Source organism: Streptomyces sp. B93 (assembly GCF_018070565.1).
GTDB lineage: Bacteria > Actinomycetota > Actinomycetes > Streptomycetales > Streptomycetaceae > Streptomyces.
In genome coordinates this window covers 70,372-88,285 of record NZ_JAGPXL010000031.1, presented here as the reverse complement: position 1 = coordinate 88,285, position 17,914 = coordinate 70,372, and the positions used below count along the sequence as shown (strand labels likewise).

General features: G+C 70.7%; 16 protein-coding genes. 7 read left to right on the top strand and 9 right to left on the bottom strand.

Going from position 1 to position 17,914, the window contains the following annotated elements; genetic code table 11:
- Nucleotides 1-180: 180 nt before the first annotated feature.
- A complete protein-coding gene (locus KBY47_RS25665) occupies nucleotides 181-747 on the bottom strand; it encodes a hypothetical protein (RefSeq protein ID WP_210924697.1) in 567 nt (188 codons plus the stop codon).
- A gap of 217 nt (nucleotides 748-964) precedes the next feature.
- Between KBY47_RS25665 and KBY47_RS25660 the strand changes: the two genes are divergently transcribed.
- Nucleotides 965-1,678: a helix-turn-helix transcriptional regulator gene (locus tag KBY47_RS25660; RefSeq protein ID WP_247695214.1), complete on the top strand. Its 714-nt coding sequence runs from the start codon at nucleotides 965-967 to the stop codon at nucleotides 1,676-1,678.
- A 43-nt stretch (nucleotides 1,679-1,721) separates the two neighbouring features.
- Here the strand turns inward: KBY47_RS25660 and KBY47_RS25655 are convergent, their stop codons facing one another.
- Nucleotides 1,722-2,747 (bottom strand): ATP-dependent 6-phosphofructokinase, encoded by a 1,026-nt coding sequence (locus KBY47_RS25655; protein ID WP_210924693.1) that lies wholly within the window; start codon nucleotides 2,745-2,747, stop codon nucleotides 1,722-1,724.
- A gap of 232 nt (nucleotides 2,748-2,979) precedes the next feature.
- Here KBY47_RS25655 and pta point away from each other — a divergent pair, with 232 nt between their 5' ends.
- The 3 genes from pta (at nucleotide 2,980) to pyk (ending at nucleotide 7,803) form a co-directional block, all read left to right on the top strand.
- Complete coding sequence (gene pta / locus KBY47_RS25650; RefSeq protein ID WP_210924692.1) at nucleotides 2,980-5,073, top strand: phosphate acetyltransferase; 2,094 nt, start codon at nucleotides 2,980-2,982, stop codon at nucleotides 5,071-5,073.
- Between the two features lie 5 nt (nucleotides 5,074-5,078).
- The gene (locus tag KBY47_RS25645; RefSeq protein ID WP_210924732.1) at nucleotides 5,079-6,299 is read left to right on the top strand and encodes an acetate kinase; all 1,221 of its coding nucleotides are present in this window, start codon (nucleotides 5,079-5,081) and stop codon (nucleotides 6,297-6,299) included.
- A 73-nt stretch (nucleotides 6,300-6,372) separates the two neighbouring features.
- Complete coding sequence (pyk, locus tag KBY47_RS25640; protein ID WP_210924686.1) at nucleotides 6,373-7,803, top strand: pyruvate kinase; 1,431 nt, start codon at nucleotides 6,373-6,375, stop codon at nucleotides 7,801-7,803.
- An 89-nt stretch (nucleotides 7,804-7,892) separates the two neighbouring features.
- Here the strand turns inward: pyk and KBY47_RS25635 are convergent, their stop codons facing one another.
- The 4 genes from KBY47_RS25635 to KBY47_RS25620 all read right to left on the bottom strand — a co-directional run bounded on the left by KBY47_RS25635 (nucleotide 7,893) and on the right by KBY47_RS25620 (nucleotide 12,219).
- Entirely contained in the window at nucleotides 7,893-9,239 is a 1,347-nt protein-coding gene (locus KBY47_RS25635; protein WP_210924684.1) for a hypothetical protein, read from the bottom strand.
- Nucleotides 9,229-9,837 carry a DUF6114 domain-containing protein gene (locus KBY47_RS25630; RefSeq protein ID WP_210924682.1) on the bottom strand — a complete coding sequence of 203 codons (609 nt, stop codon included), beginning with the start codon at nucleotides 9,835-9,837 and terminating at the stop codon, nucleotides 9,229-9,231. The genes KBY47_RS25635 and KBY47_RS25630 overlap by 11 nt, the downstream gene beginning before the upstream one ends.
- A gap of 154 nt (nucleotides 9,838-9,991) precedes the next feature.
- Nucleotides 9,992-10,636 carry a DUF6230 family protein gene (locus KBY47_RS25625; protein WP_210924680.1) on the bottom strand — a complete coding sequence of 215 codons (645 nt, stop codon included), beginning with the start codon at nucleotides 10,634-10,636 and terminating at the stop codon, nucleotides 9,992-9,994.
- A gap of 602 nt (nucleotides 10,637-11,238) precedes the next feature.
- Complete coding sequence (locus tag KBY47_RS25620) at nucleotides 11,239-12,219, bottom strand: tetratricopeptide repeat protein (RefSeq protein WP_210924678.1); 981 nt, start codon at nucleotides 12,217-12,219, stop codon at nucleotides 11,239-11,241.
- 231 nt (nucleotides 12,220-12,450) lie between these two features.
- Between KBY47_RS25620 and KBY47_RS25615 the strand changes: the two genes are divergently transcribed.
- Nucleotides 12,451-13,119 carry a TetR/AcrR family transcriptional regulator gene (locus KBY47_RS25615; protein WP_210924676.1) on the top strand — a complete coding sequence of 223 codons (669 nt, stop codon included), beginning with the start codon at nucleotides 12,451-12,453 and terminating at the stop codon, nucleotides 13,117-13,119.
- A gap of 292 nt (nucleotides 13,120-13,411) precedes the next feature.
- Here KBY47_RS25615 and KBY47_RS25610 read toward each other — a convergent pair whose 3' ends face one another.
- Nucleotides 13,412-15,112 carry a methylmalonyl-CoA mutase gene (locus KBY47_RS25610; protein ID WP_210924674.1) on the bottom strand — a complete coding sequence of 567 codons (1,701 nt, stop codon included), beginning with the start codon at nucleotides 15,110-15,112 and terminating at the stop codon, nucleotides 13,412-13,414.
- Nucleotides 15,113-15,207: 95 nt separating this feature from the next.
- Between KBY47_RS25610 and KBY47_RS25605 the strand changes: the two genes are divergently transcribed.
- Nucleotides 15,208-15,549, top strand: coding sequence for a DUF3817 domain-containing protein (locus KBY47_RS25605; RefSeq protein WP_210924672.1), 342 nt, complete (start codon nucleotides 15,208-15,210; stop codon nucleotides 15,547-15,549).
- Between the two features lie 24 nt (nucleotides 15,550-15,573).
- Here KBY47_RS25605 and KBY47_RS25600 read toward each other — a convergent pair whose 3' ends face one another.
- Nucleotides 15,574-16,050 carry a hypothetical protein gene (locus tag KBY47_RS25600; protein WP_308405281.1) on the bottom strand — a complete coding sequence of 159 codons (477 nt, stop codon included), beginning with the start codon at nucleotides 16,048-16,050 and terminating at the stop codon, nucleotides 15,574-15,576.
- Between the two features lie 169 nt (nucleotides 16,051-16,219).
- The gene (locus tag KBY47_RS25595) at nucleotides 16,220-16,732 is read right to left on the bottom strand and encodes a MarR family winged helix-turn-helix transcriptional regulator (RefSeq protein WP_210924671.1); all 513 of its coding nucleotides are present in this window, start codon (nucleotides 16,730-16,732) and stop codon (nucleotides 16,220-16,222) included.
- A gap of 166 nt (nucleotides 16,733-16,898) precedes the next feature.
- On the opposite strand from KBY47_RS25595, the gene KBY47_RS25590 reads away from it, so the two are divergent.
- Nucleotides 16,899-17,897, top strand: coding sequence for a glycoside hydrolase family 6 protein (locus tag KBY47_RS25590; RefSeq protein ID WP_210924670.1), 999 nt, complete (start codon nucleotides 16,899-16,901; stop codon nucleotides 17,895-17,897).
- Nucleotides 17,898-17,914: the final 17 nt, after the last annotated feature.

Here is a 17,914-nt window from a genome sequence, read left to right as displayed (position 1 = left end):
CCCCTGGGACCACCAGCACCCACCACCGCCCGCCCCCCGGAACCCACAAACGCCGGTCACTCCACCCGCCCACGCGCGTCAGCCCGAAACCACCGACACCCGCCACCGCACCCACGCGGGCCACCCCCCGAGACCACCAGCACCCGCCACCGCGACTCAGCCGCGCGACCCCCGCGCGGGTCACCCCCGCGCCACCCGCACCGGGCGCGTGTACGCGATGATCTGGGCGCCGAGCCCCGCCACGGCCAGGGCCTCCGCCACCGACAGGGTCACCAGGAGCGCGCCCGTGTCCTCGCTCGCCCAGTACACGATCAGCGCGGCCAGCGGCACCGCGCAGAACGCCGTCAGGTCGACCACGGTCTGGATGGCCTTGCGGGCCCGGCGCCGGGTGTCGCCTCGGTGGTAGGCCTCCCAGCCGAAGGTGGCCGGTCCCTCGTCGCCGGACGCGGCGAGCCGGGCCAGCCGGGGCCCGAGGTCGTCCCGCACGTAGTGGCCGATCGCCGAGATCTTCTCGTCGTTGACCAGGTACGTCCAGCCGAGGACGACACACACCGGCGGCAGCGCCAGCAGCATCGCGGCCCGTTCCGCCTGGGCCGCGGCGGCGATGACGGCGGCGACCACCGCCAGGGTGACGTACAGCAGATTGTCCCGGAAGCCGATCCGGGCCTTCTGCTCGTCCTTGACGGTCTGGTACTCGGCGAGCAGCAGCTGCCCCACCGTGATGTCGCCCCGCCCCTGCTCCGGCACGCGCCCCGACTCCCCCTCGTACACCGCCAACCCCCTGCCGGGCAGGCCACTTGGGAATCAGCCTAAAGGGGTGACCGCGGGCGCCGCCGGACTCCCGGGGGCCGGGCGTCAAGGGGCGACCGGACGGTAACTCTCCGGGGCCGGGAAAACCGTACCTTCCTACGATCTGTGATTGTGTCCGGACAGACCGTGGCCACCGCCCGGCCGCGCCCCTACGTTGAGGGCCGTGCGCCAACCCCCCACCGACCCGAACCAGTCACCGCCCTTCGACGCCCTCGCCGCCCGCAGGCTCCGTGCCGCACTCGGCATGGGGCCCGAGCATGTCGCCCACGGCATGCGGACCTCGTACGGACTGCCCCATGTCACCCCCGACCTGGTGATCGCCTGGGAGCGCGGGTCCGCCACCCCACGCGGCGCGGAACTCACCGCGCTGGCGGGAGTGCTGTGGTGCTCCCCCGCCGAACTGATCGGCCGCCCGCGCACCCTGCGCGAACACCGGATCGCCCGCGGTCTCGCCCCGGAGGACGTGGCACGGACCGTGGGCGTGGAACTCCAGGCCTATCTGCGGATGGAGGAGCACGACGCCTGGCGCGGCAACGACCGGCAGTCCGCCGCCCTCGCCGACCTCCTCCAACTGAGCCTGCCCGACTTCGTCGCCGTGACCGGGCGGGAGGCGAAACTCGCCGAGCTGCTGCGCAGTGCCGTCACCACCCGCTGGCAGGGGTACGTACGGCCGGTGAGCAGGACGGTGCCCCTGGAGCGGGCGTTCCTGGAGGGCGTCCTCCAGGAACTGCACGGCGCGTACCAGGGGCAGATGACCGCGACGCTGAGCTGGGGCGGCGGCAGCGGTGACGCGGGGACGGGCGGCCGGGCGTTCCTGGACCGGATCGTCGACCACTTCTGGGAGACGGTCGGCCGGGGCACCGGCTGAGGGCCGTCCGGAAGGCCGAGGCCGCCGGAAAGCCGAGGGGGGTCTAGAAGACCGACTCCGCCTCGTCCATGCGGTCCTTCGGCACGGTCTTCAGCTCCGTGACCGCCTCCGCCAGCGGCACCATGCGGATGTCGGTGCCGCGCAGCGCGGTCATCCTGCCGAAGTCGCCGCGGTGCGCGGCCTCCACGGCGTGCCAGCCGAAGCGGGTGGCGAGGACCCGGTCGTACGCGGTGGGCGTGCCGCCGCGCTGGACGTGGCCGAGGATGACGGGCCGGGCCTCCTTGCCGAGGCGCCGCTCCAGCTCATGGGCGAGGGCGGTGCCGATGCCCTGGAAGCGCTCGTGGCCGAACTGGTCGATCTCGCCCTTGCCGTAGTCCATGGTGCCGTCGGCGGGGTGGGCGCCCTCGGCGACGCAGATGACGGCGAACTTCTTGCCGCGGGCGAACCGCTCCTCGACCATCTTGACCAGGTCGGCGGGGTCGAAGGCACGCTCGGGCAGGCAGATGCCGTGCGCGCCGGCGGCCATGCCGGACTCCAGGGCGATCCAGCCCGCGTGGCGGCCCATGACCTCGACGACCATCACGCGCTGGTGGGACTCGGCGGTGGTCTTCAGCCGGTCCATGGCCTCCGTGGCGACGCCGACGGCGGTGTCGAAGCCGAAGGTGCGGTCCGTGGAGGAGATGTCGTTGTCGATGGTCTTGGGGACGCCGACCACGGGCAGGCCCGCGTCCGACAGCATGCGGGCCGCCGTCAGCGTGCCCTCGCCGCCGATCGGGATCAGCGCGTCGATGCCGAAGTCACGGGCTATGTCGGGGGCGTTCTCGCAGGCCTCGCGGAGCCGGTCGCGTTCCAGCCGGGAGGAGCCGAGGACGGTGCCGCCGCGGGCCAGGATGCCGCTGACGGCGTTCAGGTCGAGGGGGCGGTAGCGGCCGTCCAGCAGGCCCGCGTAGCCGTCCTCGAAGCCGATGACCTCGTCGCCGTAGTGCGCGACCGCTCGGTGCACGACCGACCGGATCACTGCGTTCAGGCCAGGGCAGTCGCCGCCTGCGGTGAGAACTCCGATGCGCATCGTGCTGTGTCTCCTGCTCGGTGTCGATGCCGGTGAGCCAGTGCCGATTCTTTCATGCCCGACGGCCCTCCGTCGCACCCCACCTGACGTGTGCCTTATCCATCGGCAGGGGTATTGTCAAGAGGGTTCCACTCACCTCGGTGGGCGATTTTTGCGACCCTGGATACCGGCATCGCGGCCGAAAACACCCGTCCTCGACAGGAACGTCCCCGACACGAAACGGAGAGCACGCGTGACGCGCAGCGTGTACGTGACCGGTATCGACCGCGGCGACGGCCGCCAGGTCGTCGAGCTGGGGGTCATGGAACTGCTGACCCGGCAGGTCGACCGCGTGGGTGTCTTCCGGCCGCTGGTCCACGACGGCCCCGACCGGCTCTTCGAGCTGCTGCGGGCCCGCTACCGCCTCGCCCAGGACCCGGCGACCGTCTACGGCATGGACTACCAGGAGGCCTCCGCGCTCCAGGCCGAGCGGGGCACCGACGAGCTGGTCTCCACGCTCGTCGACCGGTTCCACCTGGTGGCGCGTGACTACGACGTCGTCCTCGTCCTCGGCACCGACTACGCCGACACCCAGTTCCCGGACGAGCTGTCGCTGAACGCCCGGCTCGCCAACGAGTTCGGCGCCTCCGTGCTCCCCGTCGTCGGCGGCCGCCGGCAGTCGGCGCACGCGGTGCGGGCCGAGGCGCGCAACGCCTACCGCGCCTACGACGGGCTCGGCTGCGACGTCCTCGCGATGATCGTGAACCGGGTGGCCCGCGAGGACCGCGACGAGATAGCCGAGCGGCTCACCTCCCGGCTGCCGGTGCCCTGCTACGTACTGCCGGACGAGCCCGCGCTGTCCGCGCCGACGGTCTCCCAGATCGGCCAGGCGCTCGGCGCGAAGGTGCTGCTCGGCGACGACTCGGGCCTGGCGCGTGACGCCCTCGGCTTCGTCTTCGGCGGGGCCATGCTGCCCAACTTCCTCAGCGCGCTGACCCCGGGCGCGCTGGTGGTCACCCCGGGCGACCGGGCCGACCTGGTGGTGGGGGCGCTGGCCGCGCACAGCGCCGGCACCCCGCCGATAGCGGGCGTCCTGCTCACCCTGGGCGAGGCGCCCAGCGACGACGTGCTGACGCTGGCCGCGCGCCTCGCGCCCGGCACGCCCGTGCTCTCGGTGCCCGGCAACAGCTTCCCCACCGCCGAACAGCTGTTCTCCCTGGAGGGCAAGCTGAACGCCGCCACGCCGCGCAAGGCGGAGACCGCGCTCGGCCTGTTCGAGCGGTACATCGACACCGGTGACCTGCTGAAGCGGGTGAGCGCGCCCAGCACCGACCGGGTCACGCCGATGATGTTCGAGCACAAGCTGCTGGAGCAGGCCCGCTCGGACCGGCGCCGGGTGGTGCTGCCGGAGGGCACCGAGGAGCGGGTGCTGCACGCGGCCGAGGTGCTGCTGCGGCGCGGGGTGTGCGACCTGACGCTGCTCGGGCCGGTCGACACGGTCCGCAAGAAGGCCGCCGACCTCGGGATCGACCTCGGCGACGCCCAGCTGATCGACCCGGCGACCAGCGAACTGCGCGACGCCTTCGCCGAGAAGTACGCCGCCCTGCGCGCCCACCGCGGGGTGACGGTGGAGCTGGCCTACGACGTCGTCTCCGACGTCAACTACTTCGGCACCCTGATGGTGCAGGAGGGCCTCGCCGACGGCATGGTGTCGGGGTCGGTGCACTCCACGGCCGCGACCATCCGCCCCGCCTTCGAGATCATCAAGACCAAGCCGGAGGCGTCCATCGTCTCGTCGGTGTTCTTCATGTGCCTCGCCGACAAGGTGCTGGTCTACGGCGACTGCGCGGTCAACCCGGACCCGGACGCCGAGCAGCTGGCCGACATCGCCGTCCAGTCGGCGTCCACCGCCGCCCAGTTCGGCGTCGAGCCGAGGATCGCGATGCTGTCGTACTCCACCGGCACCTCCGGCACCGGCGCCGACGTGGACAAGGTGCGCGAGGCGACCGAGCTGGTCCGCTCCCGGCGGCCCGACCTCAAGACCGAGGGGCCGATCCAGTACGACGCCGCCGTGGAGCCGACGGTCGCTGCGACCAAGCTGCCGGGGTCGGAGGTGGCCGGGCAGGCGAGCGTGCTGATCTTCCCGGACCTCAACACCGGCAACAACACCTACAAGGCCGTGCAGCGCTCGGCGGGCGCGATCGCCGTCGGCCCGGTGCTCCAGGGTCTGCGCAAGCCGGTCAACGACCTGTCCCGGGGCGCCCTCGTCCAGGACATCGTCAACACCGTCGCCATCACGGCGATCCAGGCCCAGTCCCCCCTCGTCGAGAAGGCGTCCCAGCAGTGAGTGCAGTGACTTCGTCGCGCGTCCTCGTCCTCAACTCCGGTTCCTCGTCGGTGAAGTACCAGCTGCTGGACATGAACGACAGCAGTCGGCTGGCGGCGGGGCTCGTCGAACGCATCGGCGAGGAGACCTCGCGGCTGCGGCACACCCCGCTGCACACCGGCGGCGAGAGCCGGGAGTGGACGGGCCCCATCGCCGACCACGACGCCGCGCTGAAGGCCGTGTCGGCGGAACTCGCCAAGGACGGTCTCGGCCTGGACTCCCCGGAGCTGGCCGCGATCGGGCACCGGGTGGTGCACGGCGGGAAGCACTTCACCCAGCCCACCGTGATCGACGACTCCGTGCTGGCCGAGATCGAGCGGCTGATCCCGGTCGCCCCGCTGCACAACCCGGCCAACCTCACCGGCATCCGCACCGCGCGGGCGCTGCGGCCCGACCTGCCGCAGGTCGCCGTCTTCGACACCGCCTTCCACACCACCATGCCGGAGTCGGCGGCCCGCTACGCGATCGACGTCGAGACCGCCGACCGGCACCGCATCCGCCGCTACGGCTTCCACGGCACCTCGCACGCGTACGTCTCCCGGGCCACCGCCGAACTGCTGGGCAAGGACCCGTCCGAGGTGAACGTGATCGTGCTGCACCTGGGCAACGGGGCGTCCGCCTCGGCGGTCCGGGGCGGCCGGTGCGTGGACACCTCCATGGGACTGACGCCCTTGGAGGGGCTGGTGATGGGTACGCGGTCGGGGGACCTGGATCCCGCCGTCATCTTCCATTTGACGCGCGTTGGCGGAATGTCCACGGACGAGATCGACACTCTCCTCAACAAGAAGAGCGGACTGATCGGGCTCTGCGGTGACAACGACATGCGGGAGATCCGCCGCCGTGTCGACGAGGGTGACGAACAGGCGCAACTCGCCTTCGACATCTACATTCATCGTTTGAAGAAGTACATCGGCGCCTATTACGCGGTGCTCGGCACGGTGGACGCGGTGGCCTTCACGGCGGGGGTCGGGGAGAACGCCGCGGCCGTCCGGCAGGCCGCGATCGCCGGGCTCGAAGGGCTGGGGCTGGCGGTCGACGACGAGCTGAACGCCGTACGCGGTGACCGGCCGCGGCTGATCTCCCCCGGCACGGCCCGGGTGGCGGTCGCCGTGGTGCCGACGGACGAGGAACTGGAGATCGCCACACAGACCTACGCATTGGTGGGAAAACCCAGAAAGAGCAACTGAGCGGGGCTCATCTCATTTGTATTTCCCCCCAGTCGGATTATTCCGGAGCGAAACAAACCGATAGGATCGCCCCATGCGCCGTTCGAAAATCGTCTGTACTCTCGGCCCCGCGGTCGACTCCCACGAGCAGCTCGTCGCGCTGATCGAGGCGGGCATGAACGTGGCCCGTTTCAACTTCAGCCACGGCACGCACGCCGAGCACCAGGGGCGGTACGACCGTGTCCGGGCCGCCGCCAAGGAGACCGGCCGCGCCGTGGGCGTCCTCGCCGACCTCCAGGGCCCGAAGATCCGGCTGGAGACCTTCGCCGAGGGCCCCGTGGAGCTCGTCCGCGGCGACGAGTTCACCATCACCGCCGAGGACGTCCCCGGCGACAAGACGATCTGCGGCACCACCTACAAGGGCCTGCCCGGCGACGTCGACCGCGGCGACCAGATCCTGATCAACGACGGCAATGTCGAACTGAAGGTGCTGGACGTCGACGGCCCCCGGGTGAAGACGATCGTCATCGAGGGCGGTGTCGTCTCCGACCACAAGGGCATCAACCTGCCGGGCGCGGCCGTCAACGTCCCCGCGCTGTCCGAGAAGGACATCGACGACCTCCGGTTCGCGCTGCGGATGGGCTGCGACCTGGTCGCCCTGTCCTTCGTCCGGGACGCGAAGGACGTCGCCGACGTGCACCGCGTGATGGACGAGGAGGGCCGCCGCGTCCCGGTCATCGCCAAGGTGGAGAAGCCGCAGGCGGTGGCCAACATGGAGGACGTCGTGATGGCGTTCGACGGTGTCATGGTCGCCCGTGGTGACCTGGCCGTCGAGTACCCGCTCGAGAAGGTCCCCATGGTGCAGAAGCGGCTCATCGAGCTGTGCCGCCGCAACGCCAAGCCGGTGATCGTGGCGACCCAGATGATGGAGTCGATGATCACCAACTCCCGGCCGACCCGCGCCGAGGCCTCCGACGTGGCCAACGCGATCCTGGACGGCGCGGACGCGGTCATGCTGTCGGCGGAGTCCTCGGTGGGCGCGTACCCGATCGAGACCGTGAAGACGATGTCGAAGATCGTGCAGGCCGCCGAGCAGGAACTGCTCTCCAAGGGCCTCCAGCCGCTGGTGCCGGGCAAGAAGCCGCGCACCCAGGGCGGTTCGGTGGCCCGCGCCGCGGCCGAGATCGCCGACTTCCTCGGCGGCAAGGGCCTGGTCGCCTTCACCCAGTCCGGCGACACCGCCCGCCGGCTGTCCCGCTACCGCGCGATCCAGCCGATCCTCGCCTTCACCACCGACGAGGCCACCCGCAACCAGCTGACGCTCAGCTGGGGTGTGGAGCCGCACGTCGTGCCGTTCGTGAACAGCACCGACGAGATGGTCGACCTGGTCGACCAGGAGATCGCCAAGCTCAACCTGTTCGACACGGGCGACACCCTGGTCATCACCGCCGGTTCGCCCCCCGGGGTGCCCGGCACCACCAACATGGTCCGCGTCCACCACCTGGGCGGCGGCGAGCGCGACTGACCTCCCGGTCACGACACCGAGGGCGCCCCTGTCCGGTGGGACGGGGGCGCCCTCGGCTGTGCGGCTCCCGGACGGGCTCTGAGGGGCGGTCAGCCGGTGACGTACTGGTGCAGCCCCGGCACATGCAGGGTCCCGCCGAACTGACCGGCCTGCACCACCTTCACCTTGGTGAAGTAGATGAGCGGGATGTCCAGCGGCGGCGGGTGCTCCGGGTCGAAGGTGATCGGGATCAGCCCGAGCAGGTTGCCCGAGATGCTCTCGGTGTACATCACCGTGTCGCCGTCGCGGATCGTGGACGTCGAGCCCCGGGCCGCCTGCACGTGGTAGGTCTTGCCGGACTGCGGGTCCTTCACCGTCTGGTGCAGGTCACCTATGTCGGTGCCGTCGGATATGACGTACTTCAGCACCTTCTTGACGGTGCCGTTGGCCGTCTTCACCTCGACGATGCCCTCGTACTTGGCGCCCTTCAGCAGCAACGAGCTGGCGTCCAGGTACCAGGGGTCGTCCGGCAGCGGGACGGTGTTGTCGATGCCGCCCTCCGCGTCCGTGGCGACCGGGCAGTCGTCCAGGTCGGTCGTCTCGCTCGCGGACGGGGTGGGCGTCGGGGTCGGGGTCGCGGACTCGGTCGCCTCCGCGGCCTCCTCCTCGACGGCCTCGGCGGTGTCCTCGGCGGTGTCCTCCACCGCGTCGGTGACCTTCTCGGCGGTGTCCTTGACGGAACCGGCCGGGTCCCCGCCGTCGTCGGCGGCTTCCGTCTCCTTCGCCGTACCGGTGTCCGCCGGGGCGGACTCGGTGGGCGTCGGGCTCGCGGTCTCCTCGTCGCCGCCGCCGGTGATGCCGGTGACGACACCGTCGACGACACCGGTGACGGCGTCCCCGATGGTCTCCAGGACACCCTTCTCGGTCTCGGACGCGGACGGCTCGGGCTCGGTGGCGGCCTCGCCGGAGCCGTCGGACTCCTCGGTGGCGCCGGAGCCGGAGGACTGGGCGTCACCGCCGGACGAGGCCGAGGGGGTGGGCGCGGGCTGGGAGCCGCTCTCGTCGTCGGAACCTGAATCCGGCGAAGAGGTGTCGTCCCCGGACGCGTCCTCCGTCGCCGACGGCTCGGGTGTCGGGGACCCGGTCGTCGCCGAGGGGGTCGGCGTGGCGGACTCCTCGGAGTCGCCGTTCTCGGCGTCCTCCAGGGCCTCGATGCAGTCCTTGTACTCGTCGGCCGTCAGGCTGCGCGGCACCGGCTGGTCCTCGGCCAGGGCGAGCTTCGGGGTGAAGCCCAGTCCCATCAGGACCGCGGTGGGCATCGCCGCGAGGGCGATCGCCTTTCCGGCCGGCATGTGAAACCTGGTGAACAGCGGCTTCTTGGGTGCCGCGTGGCGCGGCCCGGTTCTCACACGGGACTCGTCCACCTCAGTCCCGTGGGTCACCTCGTCAGCCGGCACTGTGCCTCCCGTTCGCCTCGTTGGCCGGGCTCTTTGACAGATAGTCGTCTCCACCGGCCGCCTCACCCGGGACCGTGTCGTCCGCTTCGGCACGGTCCCCGGCCACGACCGGGCCCTCTGTGGTGGCTGCCTCGTCGACAGCCGTACCCTCCGGTCCGTCGGCGGACGGCTGCACCGCCCGCGGCTGCTCCGGCACACCCTCGGCCCAGGCAACGGCCATCGCACCGCCGATGAGGGCGAACAGGAAGCCGACGACGAAGCCCCCGAAGTTCGACACCGGGATGGAGACGAGAGCGAGCAGGATCGCCGCGACGCCCGCGAAGACACGGACGTGCCTCTGAAGCCAGAGGCTGAGCCCCAGCACCACCAGCAGTACGCCGATGATCAGGGACCCGGCTCCCGCGGTGGTGGCCATCGCGAGCGTCAACTGACCGAGCTGGAGGTTCGCGTACGGGAAGTACATGATCGGCAGACCACCGAGCATGACGAACAAGCCGGCCCAGAACGGCCGTGTACCCCGCCAGGCGCGGAAGTTGCGCCGGAAAACCCTGAGGTAGTGCTCGTCTCGGCCAGGCGCGGCGGGAATCTCGGCGCTCATGGAAAACAGCTCCCTGGAACGGCTTCTTGCTTCGGTGGAGAGGGGTACTGCCGCGCCGACGCGGGGCGGCGGCAGCGGATATGGGGAAACGCCGACGGGGAGGGAACGGGCGGGGGCGCCGGTGTCAGCGGCTCCCCCGCCCGTCAGCGAGTGCTTAGTAGCACTCCTTGACACCCGTCGACAGCGACATCTTCAGGCCGCTGAGCTTGAAGGTTCCGGCGGTGGTCGCCCACGCCGTCTGCTTCACGTTCTTCAGGGTCACCGAGTCGGCCTGCTGCGCGAAACCGTACGGGTTGGCCTGCTTGTTGGCCACCTCGCCCGACTTCATGCCCGGGCCCTTGTTGGCGTCCTTCGCGGCCACACCGATGTCGATACCCCGGAACGTCGCGTCAGCCTCGAGCTGGGCGACGTCGATGTACAGGTTCTCGGCCTTGACAGGTGTGTCGCCGTCACCCGCGCGCAGGATCAGGCTGACATTGCCGAACACCGGAACGTTCGGGGTGACGACTGACTGGCAGAGGCTCTTGATGGTGGCACTCTTGAATGCCGAGACCGCGACCGGGTGCAACGTCTTGTCACCGGTCAGCGTGTAGCCCTCGTCCATCGCGCCGTACTGCGAGAAGCCCGTACCGTCGAGCTGCTTGGTCGTGACCTTGAACGACTGGCCGGAGACGCTGAACGACGCTGCGAGAGCGCCCTGTGCCAGGGCGACACCTATTGCTGCCGTGGCGGCGACGCTGGGCACCATGACCACAGCGAACCGCTTCCATCTGGTCCCACCACGCACCTGGGACTGCATATTTCCTCCTTCTCGGACGTACATCTCCTGTCCTTAACCAGCCCCCGGAAGGCGGCCCGGCCGGGCAGGGATGGGAGAAGTGCACCGTCCTCGGGAAGGAGAACGCCCGCGCTCGGCGGCGCTGAACCGCGCCCGAATCACCGGCGATCACCCCCGAGCGACAACCACTGGTCGCGCCTGACACGCATCACGCACAACCTTGCCGGACAGGCTTCGCCGTTCGGGCGAAGACCCCCCTGTCCAAGGGCCGGCACCACTGCCGTCCGGCCCTGCTCGGTGGGGACCCTGGAAAACCCGCTACCCGATTGGCTGTCGGGGGACGGGAACGGACCGAGCGTGGCCGATCGTGGTGCATTCTCGCCGCGCGCACAAGGGGGTTCGTTACTCGCTAGTAACGGACGGATAACCGCCCCACGACCCATACGGTCCGACCGGCGACGCTCGGTGTCCTGGAGGGGGATGTCAAAGCAGGTGATCCAGGGACAGAACCCGACAGATCAACGCCTGCGACTTACTTGCAGTAACAGCGGCCGCGATTACCAAGATTTGGCAAAGCGCGGCCGCTCTGACGCTGCGTCGGCAGCCCTGTCACTCGGGCACCGTCAGAAAAGCGCCCGTGCGAGCGCCCTTCGCGCCGCGGTCACCCGGGGGTCGTCGGCACCGACGACCTCGAACAGCTCCAACAGCCGCAGCCGTACGGCGTCCCGGTCGTCGCCCGCGGTGCGCTTGACCGTGTCGATGAGCCGTCCGAAGGCGTCCTCGACATGACCGCCCACCAGATCCATGTCGGCGGCGGTGATCTGCGCCTGGGCGTCACCCGGCTTCTCGGCCGCCTCCTTGCGCACCTGCGCCAGGTCGAGGCCCTGCACCCGCTGGAACAACTCGGCCTGCGCGAGCCCCAGTTTGGCCTCCGGGTGGCCGGGGTCGTCGGACAGCACGTTCTTGTACGCCCGCACCGCGCCGCTCAGGTCACCGGCGTCCAGCGCCTGCGCGGCGGCGTCCAGCGCGGCGTCGTGCGGGCCGGCGGGCGCGGCGGGGGCCTGCTCGGCCGTCGGTCCGCCCGGCTCGGCGTCGGGGTCGACGGCGAGTCCGGTGATGCCGAACCGCTGCTCGGCGACGGCGACCAACTGGTCCAGCGTCTGCCGGATCTGGGCCTCGCCCGCGGCGCCCTGGAAGAGCGGCAGTGCCTGGCCCGCGACGACGGCGAAGACGGCCGGGATGCCCTGGATCCCGAACTGCTGCATCAGCATCTGGTTGGCGTCGACGTCGATCTTGGCGAGCAGGACGCGGCCCTCGTACTCGACGGCGAGCCGCTCCAGGACCGGGCTCAGCTGCTTGCAGGGCTGACACCACTCGGCCCAGAAGTCGAGGACGACGGGCACCTCGGCGGAGCGCTGGAGGACGTCGCGCTCGAAGGAGGCCTCGTCGACGTCGATGACGAGATCGGCCGGGGAGACGGCGCCGCCGCCGCCCTGCCGGGCCGCTTCGGCGCGCGCCTGCTCGGCCTTGGCCTTGGCCTCCTGGGCCGCCTTCACCGCGGCGAGGTCGACGACGCCGCTCATGGACATGTTCCGTGGCTGCATGCGTCTATCCTCCCCCGTTCCCGCGCATGAGTGAAAAACGATGGACAAGTCGGCGCCGGGTCCCCACCCGCGCCCCCTCTTGGTTGTCGCCCGCAGGCTTACGCTACGACCCGTAGCGTAATACGGAAGCGGCGCTCCGTGGGAGGCCCTCCCGCAGATATCCCCACGGTGACGTCTCTCACTCCCCCGCGCCCTCACGGTCTTGCCCGATCCCGCGGATATGGTCGAGGCATGTCAGGGACCCCCTCCTCCACCAGCGCCGTCGCGGGGCGCGCCGGGCGTCCGCGCAGTGCCGCCGCGGACGCCGCGATCCTGGCCGCCACGCGGGCGGCCCTGGTCGAACTGGGCTGGTCCAGGCTGACGCTGGGGGATGTCGCGACACGGGCGGGGGTCGCCAAGACGACGCTCTACCGCCGGTGGCCCGGCAAGAACGAACTCGTCGTCGACGCGGTCGCCGAACTCTTCGACGAGCTGAGCCTGCCCGACCGGGGCAGCCTGGTGGCGGACATCGAGGGTGTGGTGCTCCAGTTCGCGGCGATCCTGGCGCGGCCGGAGGCGCGGAGCGGGCTCATGGCCGTCGTCGCGGAGTCCACCCGCGACGACGCCCTGCGCGAACGCATCCGGGCGTCGATCGTCGACCGCCAGAAGCGACTCGTCCTGGAGGGCCGCGCCCGCGCCGAGGCCCGCGGCGAACTGTCGTCCCCCTCGGACCCCACGGCGGCGGCCCGCACGGCCGACCTCATCTTCGACGTGGTCGCGGGCGCGGTGGTCCACCGCTGCCTGGTCTCGGCGGAGCCCGCGGACGAGGAGTGGGTGCGGGGCTTTACGAGGGTGCTGGTCGGGGGCTTGGCAGCGGCAACGGCAGGCGACGCCGGGCCGCGGGCAGCGTCTGCGGGGTGAACCCGGACGCGGGCGACGTCTGCGGGGTGAGACCGGACCCAGGCAGCATCTGCCAGGGTGAGACGAGACCTGACGCGGGCAGCGTCTGCTGGGCGAGGCCGGACGCGGTCTGCGGGCCATGGGGGGCTGGTCGCGCGCTTCCCCGCGCCCCTGGGTGGGCACAGCCCCGTCGGCCGTAGCCGCCGTGGCCGCCGTAGCCGCGGGCAGTCGTGCCGCAGGGCGGCACGGGTGGGCGCGGGGGCACCTCGTCGCGCCGGGTTGCGCGCCCACCCCCGCCCAGCAACAACCGGGGTCAGAACCCGGCGGGCTCCGTGTACACGCCCCACTCGTCGCGCAGCACCCCGCAGATCTCCCCGAGGGTCGCCTCCGCACGGACCGCGTCCAGCATGGGCCCGATCATGTTCCCCCCGTCCCGCGCCGCGGCGATCATCGCGTCGAGCGCGGCACGCACCCCCGCGTCGTCCCGACCGCCGCGCCGCTCCCCGAGCACCCGCTTCTGCTCACGCTCGACCTCATGGCTGACCCGCAGTATCTCCAGGTCCCCGGTGACGGAACCGGTGTGGGCGTTCACCCCCACCACCCGCTTGTCACCCTTCTCCAAGGCCTGCTGGTACCGGAACGCGGACTCCGCGATCTCCCCGGTGAACCACCCGTCCTCGATCCCCCGCAGGATCCCCGAGGTGATCGGCCCGATGGGGTGCCGCCCGTCGGGGTGCGCCCGCAGACCGCGCTCCTTGATCTGCTCGAAGATCTTCTCCGCGTCCGCCTCGATCCGGTCCGTCAGCTGCTCGACGTACCAGGACCCACCGAGCGGGTCGGCGACGTTGGCGACCCCGGTCTCCTCCATGAGCACCTGCTGCGTCCGCAGCGCGATCTCCGCGGCCTGCTCGGAGGGCAGCGCGAGGGTCTCGTCGAGGGCGTTGGTGTGCAGGGAGTTGGTGCCGCCGAGAACGGCGGCGAGCGCCTCCACGGCCGTACGGACGACGTTGTTGTACGGCTGCTGGGCGGTGAGCGAGACCCCGGCGGTCTGGGTGTGGAAGCGCAGCCACTGCGCCTTGTCGCTCTTGGCGCCGTACACGTCCCGCATCCAGCGCGCCCAGATCCGGCGGGCCGCGCGGAACTTGGCGATCTCCTCGAAGAAGTCGACGTGCGCGTCGAAGAAGAAGGACAGCCCGGGAGCGAAGACGTCGACGTCCAGCCCGCGCGACAGTCCCAGCTCGACGTACCCGAACCCGTCGGCGAGGGTGTACGCCAGCTCCTGCGCGGCCGTCGACCCGGCCTCGCGGATGTGGTAGCCGGAGACGGAGAGCGGCTTGTAGGCGGGGATGCGCTCGGCGCAGTACTCCATCAGGTCGCCGATGAGACGCAGATGGGGCTCGGGCTGGAAGAGCCACTCCTTCTGCGCGATGTACTCCTTGAAGATGTCCGTCTGGAGCGTGCCGTTGAGCACCGACGGGTCGACGCCCTGCCGTTCGGCGGCGACGAGGTACATGCAGAACACGGGCACGGCCGGTCCGCTGATCGTCATCGACGTGGTGACGTCGCCGAGCGGGATGTCCCGGAACAGCACGTCCATGTCGGCGGCGGAGTCGATGGCGACGCCGCAGTGGCCGACCTCGCCGAGCGAGCGCGGGTCGTCGGAGTCGCGGCCCATGAGCGTGGGCATGTCGAAGGCGACCGAGAGTCCACCACCGCCGTTGCGGAGGATCATCTTGTAGCGCTCGTTGGTCTGCTCGGCGTTGCCGAATCCGGCGAACTGCCGGATGGTCCACGTCCGCCCCCGGTAGCCGGTCGGATACAGCCCGCGGGTGAAGGGGTACTCCCCCGGCCAGCCGATCCGCTCGAAGCCCTCATAGGTGTCCCCGGGTCGGGGCCCGTACACCGGCTCCACGGGATCGCCGGAGAGCGTGGTGAAGTCCGCGTCGCGCTTGCGCGCGCTGTCGTACCGGGCCTGCCAGCGTCGGCGGCCCTCCTCGATGGCGTCAGCGTCCATACCTTCGAATTTACTAGGACGCCCTAATAAATGACAGCGGTGCTGGTCAGGACGCGCGCGTCGGGCGCCACAGGACACCGGTTACGCTCAACGCCATGAAGAAGAGCGTCCTGACCCGCTACCGCGTGATGGCCTACGTCACCGCCGTGCTGCTGATCCTGCTGACGGTCGGCACCATCGGCAAGCGACTCCTGCACCTGGACGGTTTCAGCGGCTTCACCACGGCCGTCGGTATCGCCCACGGGTGGCTGTACGTCGTCTACCTGGTCTTCGCCTTCGATCTCGGGAGCAAGGCGAAGCTGCCGGTGGGACGCCTGGTGTGGATCCTCCTGGCCGGCACCATCCCGACCGCAGCCTTCTTCGCCGAGCGCCAGGTGACCCGGGCCGTCGAACCGCTCATCGAGAACGAGACCGGCACCAGCCCCGCCGCAGCCTGATGCCCCGTCTCTCCGACGCGGAGATCACTTGGTGATGTAGTGGCACTGCACGCCGCGCAGCTTTCCGTTGACGTAGAACTTCGCGCACGCCTTGCCGTACTTCGGCAGCGTCTGCGGAGCCACCTTCCGCAGCGGGTCCCCGATGCACTCGTTGTGCGTGGCCCCGCGCGACGTCTTGTAGGTCTTGTTGCTGGTGTCCGCGTAGGAGAAGTCGATCCTCCAGTTGCAGAACTGGGTGAAGGTCGCCGCCAGCCCCGCGCAGTCCACACCGGCGAACTGGTCGTTGATCCGCTTGCCCGAGCCCTTGATGGTGTGGGTCAGGAAACAACCCGTGGGCACCCGGACGACGGCCCCGCGCACGTCGTAGTCGAAGGTTCCCAAGGGCGTGGTCCCCGTCGCACTGGCGTAACTGGCCCCGGCGGCACCGAAGACGCCCAGAGCAGCGAACGCCGACGTACAGGCGACGGCCACCAGGCCACGGACACGCTGCGGAATGCTCACAGGACTCCCTCACCATCGACAATGATCCGGATGTCGATCATCCGGATAGTGGATGGTTCACATGATCCCAGCGGGCATCAGCCATTCGGCCGCTCTGCGCCCTCAGCGGGGCAAGAACCACCGTGAAGTGGGAGTGGCCACTTCGGCTTGACGTCCGTCAGCCCGTCCGTCAGCCCTCGTCCTCGAAGTCCTGTGCCGCGATGCGCAGGGGGCGGAGCATGGCGAAGATTTCGGCGCACTCCTCCGCGTCGTAGGTGCCGAGGCCGAAGTCCATGGCCATCAGGTCGCGGGTGGCGGCGTCGACGACCTCGCGGCCCTTGTCGGTGATGGAGGCGAGGGTGCCGCGGCCGTCGTTGGGGTTGGGGCGCTTGGCGACCAGGCCGGAGCGGACCAGGCGGTCGACCGTGTTGGTCACCGACGTCGGGTGGACCATCAGGCGCTCGCCGATCTTGGACATCGGCAGCTCGCCCTCCTTGGAGAAGGTGAGCAGCACCAGCGCCTCGTAGCGCGCGAACGTCAGGCCGTACGGCCTGACCACCGCGTCGACCTCGGCGAGCAGAATCTGCTGGGCCCGCATGATCGAGGTGATCGCGGCCATGGCCGGCACATTGCCCCAGCGCTGTTTCCAGAGTTCGTCGGCGCGGGCGATGGGATCGAACGGAAGGCTGAGCGGCTTCGGCACGTCACCAGACCTTACCGGCCGGTCATATGCCGGTCAGCCCCGTCTCGCGTTTCGGTCGGTTGACGGTTTGGTGGGTTGTGTCACGATTGGTTGTTGTTTGTGAGCGTTTTGTTACTGGGTGTCATCACTGAACGTCACTGGCCATCCTCTCGTTCCAGGGAGCAGCATGCCCCGGCTGATCCACGGCCTCGCGGCACTGTCCGTCCTCGGGCTCATCGCGGGCTGTTCGTCCACCCCCGACCACGACGAGGCCGCCATCGCCGGTGCCGCCTCCAAGGGCGAGGCCGCCGCGGCCACCTCGCCGTTCTGGGTCCAGCCCGACAGCCCGGCCGTCCAGCAGATCCAGCAGTGGCGGCGGCAGGGCCGCACCGAGGACGCCGAGCTGCTCAAGCGCATCGCCGAGCGGCCCGCCGCGCTCTGGCCCGCCGGGGAGATCGATCCGACGCCGCTGGTCGGCGCGGCCGTCGCCGGAGCCAGGCGCACCGGGCAGACCGCGGTCCTCGTGGCGTACAACATCCCGCACCGGGACTGCGGCCAGCACTCCAAGGGCGGCGCGGCCGACGCGGGCGCCTACCGGCAGTGGATCGGGAGGTTCGCGGACGCCATCGGCGACGCCAAGGCCCTGGTGGTGCTGGAGCCCGACGCGGTCGCGCACATCGTCGACGGCTGCACGCCCGGGGAACTGCACACCGAGCGCGAGCAGCTCCTCGGGGAGGCGATCCAGCGGCTGAAGGCCCAGCCGGGGACCAAGGTGTACCTCGACGCGGGGAACCCGGACTGGATCCGCGAGCCGTCGAAGCTCGTGGAGCCGCTGCGCCGGGCCGGGATCGCCCACGCCGACGGCTTCGCACTCAACGTCTCCAACTTCCAGACCAACGAAGTGACGACGGAGTACGGCCTACGGCTCTCCCGCGCGCTCGGCGGCAAGCACTTCGTCGTCGACACCAGCCGCAACGGCAACGGTCCGCTGCCCGGTGCCTGGTGCAACCCGCCGGGGCGCGCCCTCGGCACCCCGCCGACCACGGACACCGGGCAGCCGTCCGTGGACGCCTACCTGTGGGTCAAGCGGCCCGGGGAGTCGGACGGCGAGTGCCAGGGCGGGCCCGCGGCGGGGCGGTGGTGGCCGGAGTACGCGCTGGGGCTGGCGCGCAACGCCGCCGGCTGAACGACGTACCGCCGCGC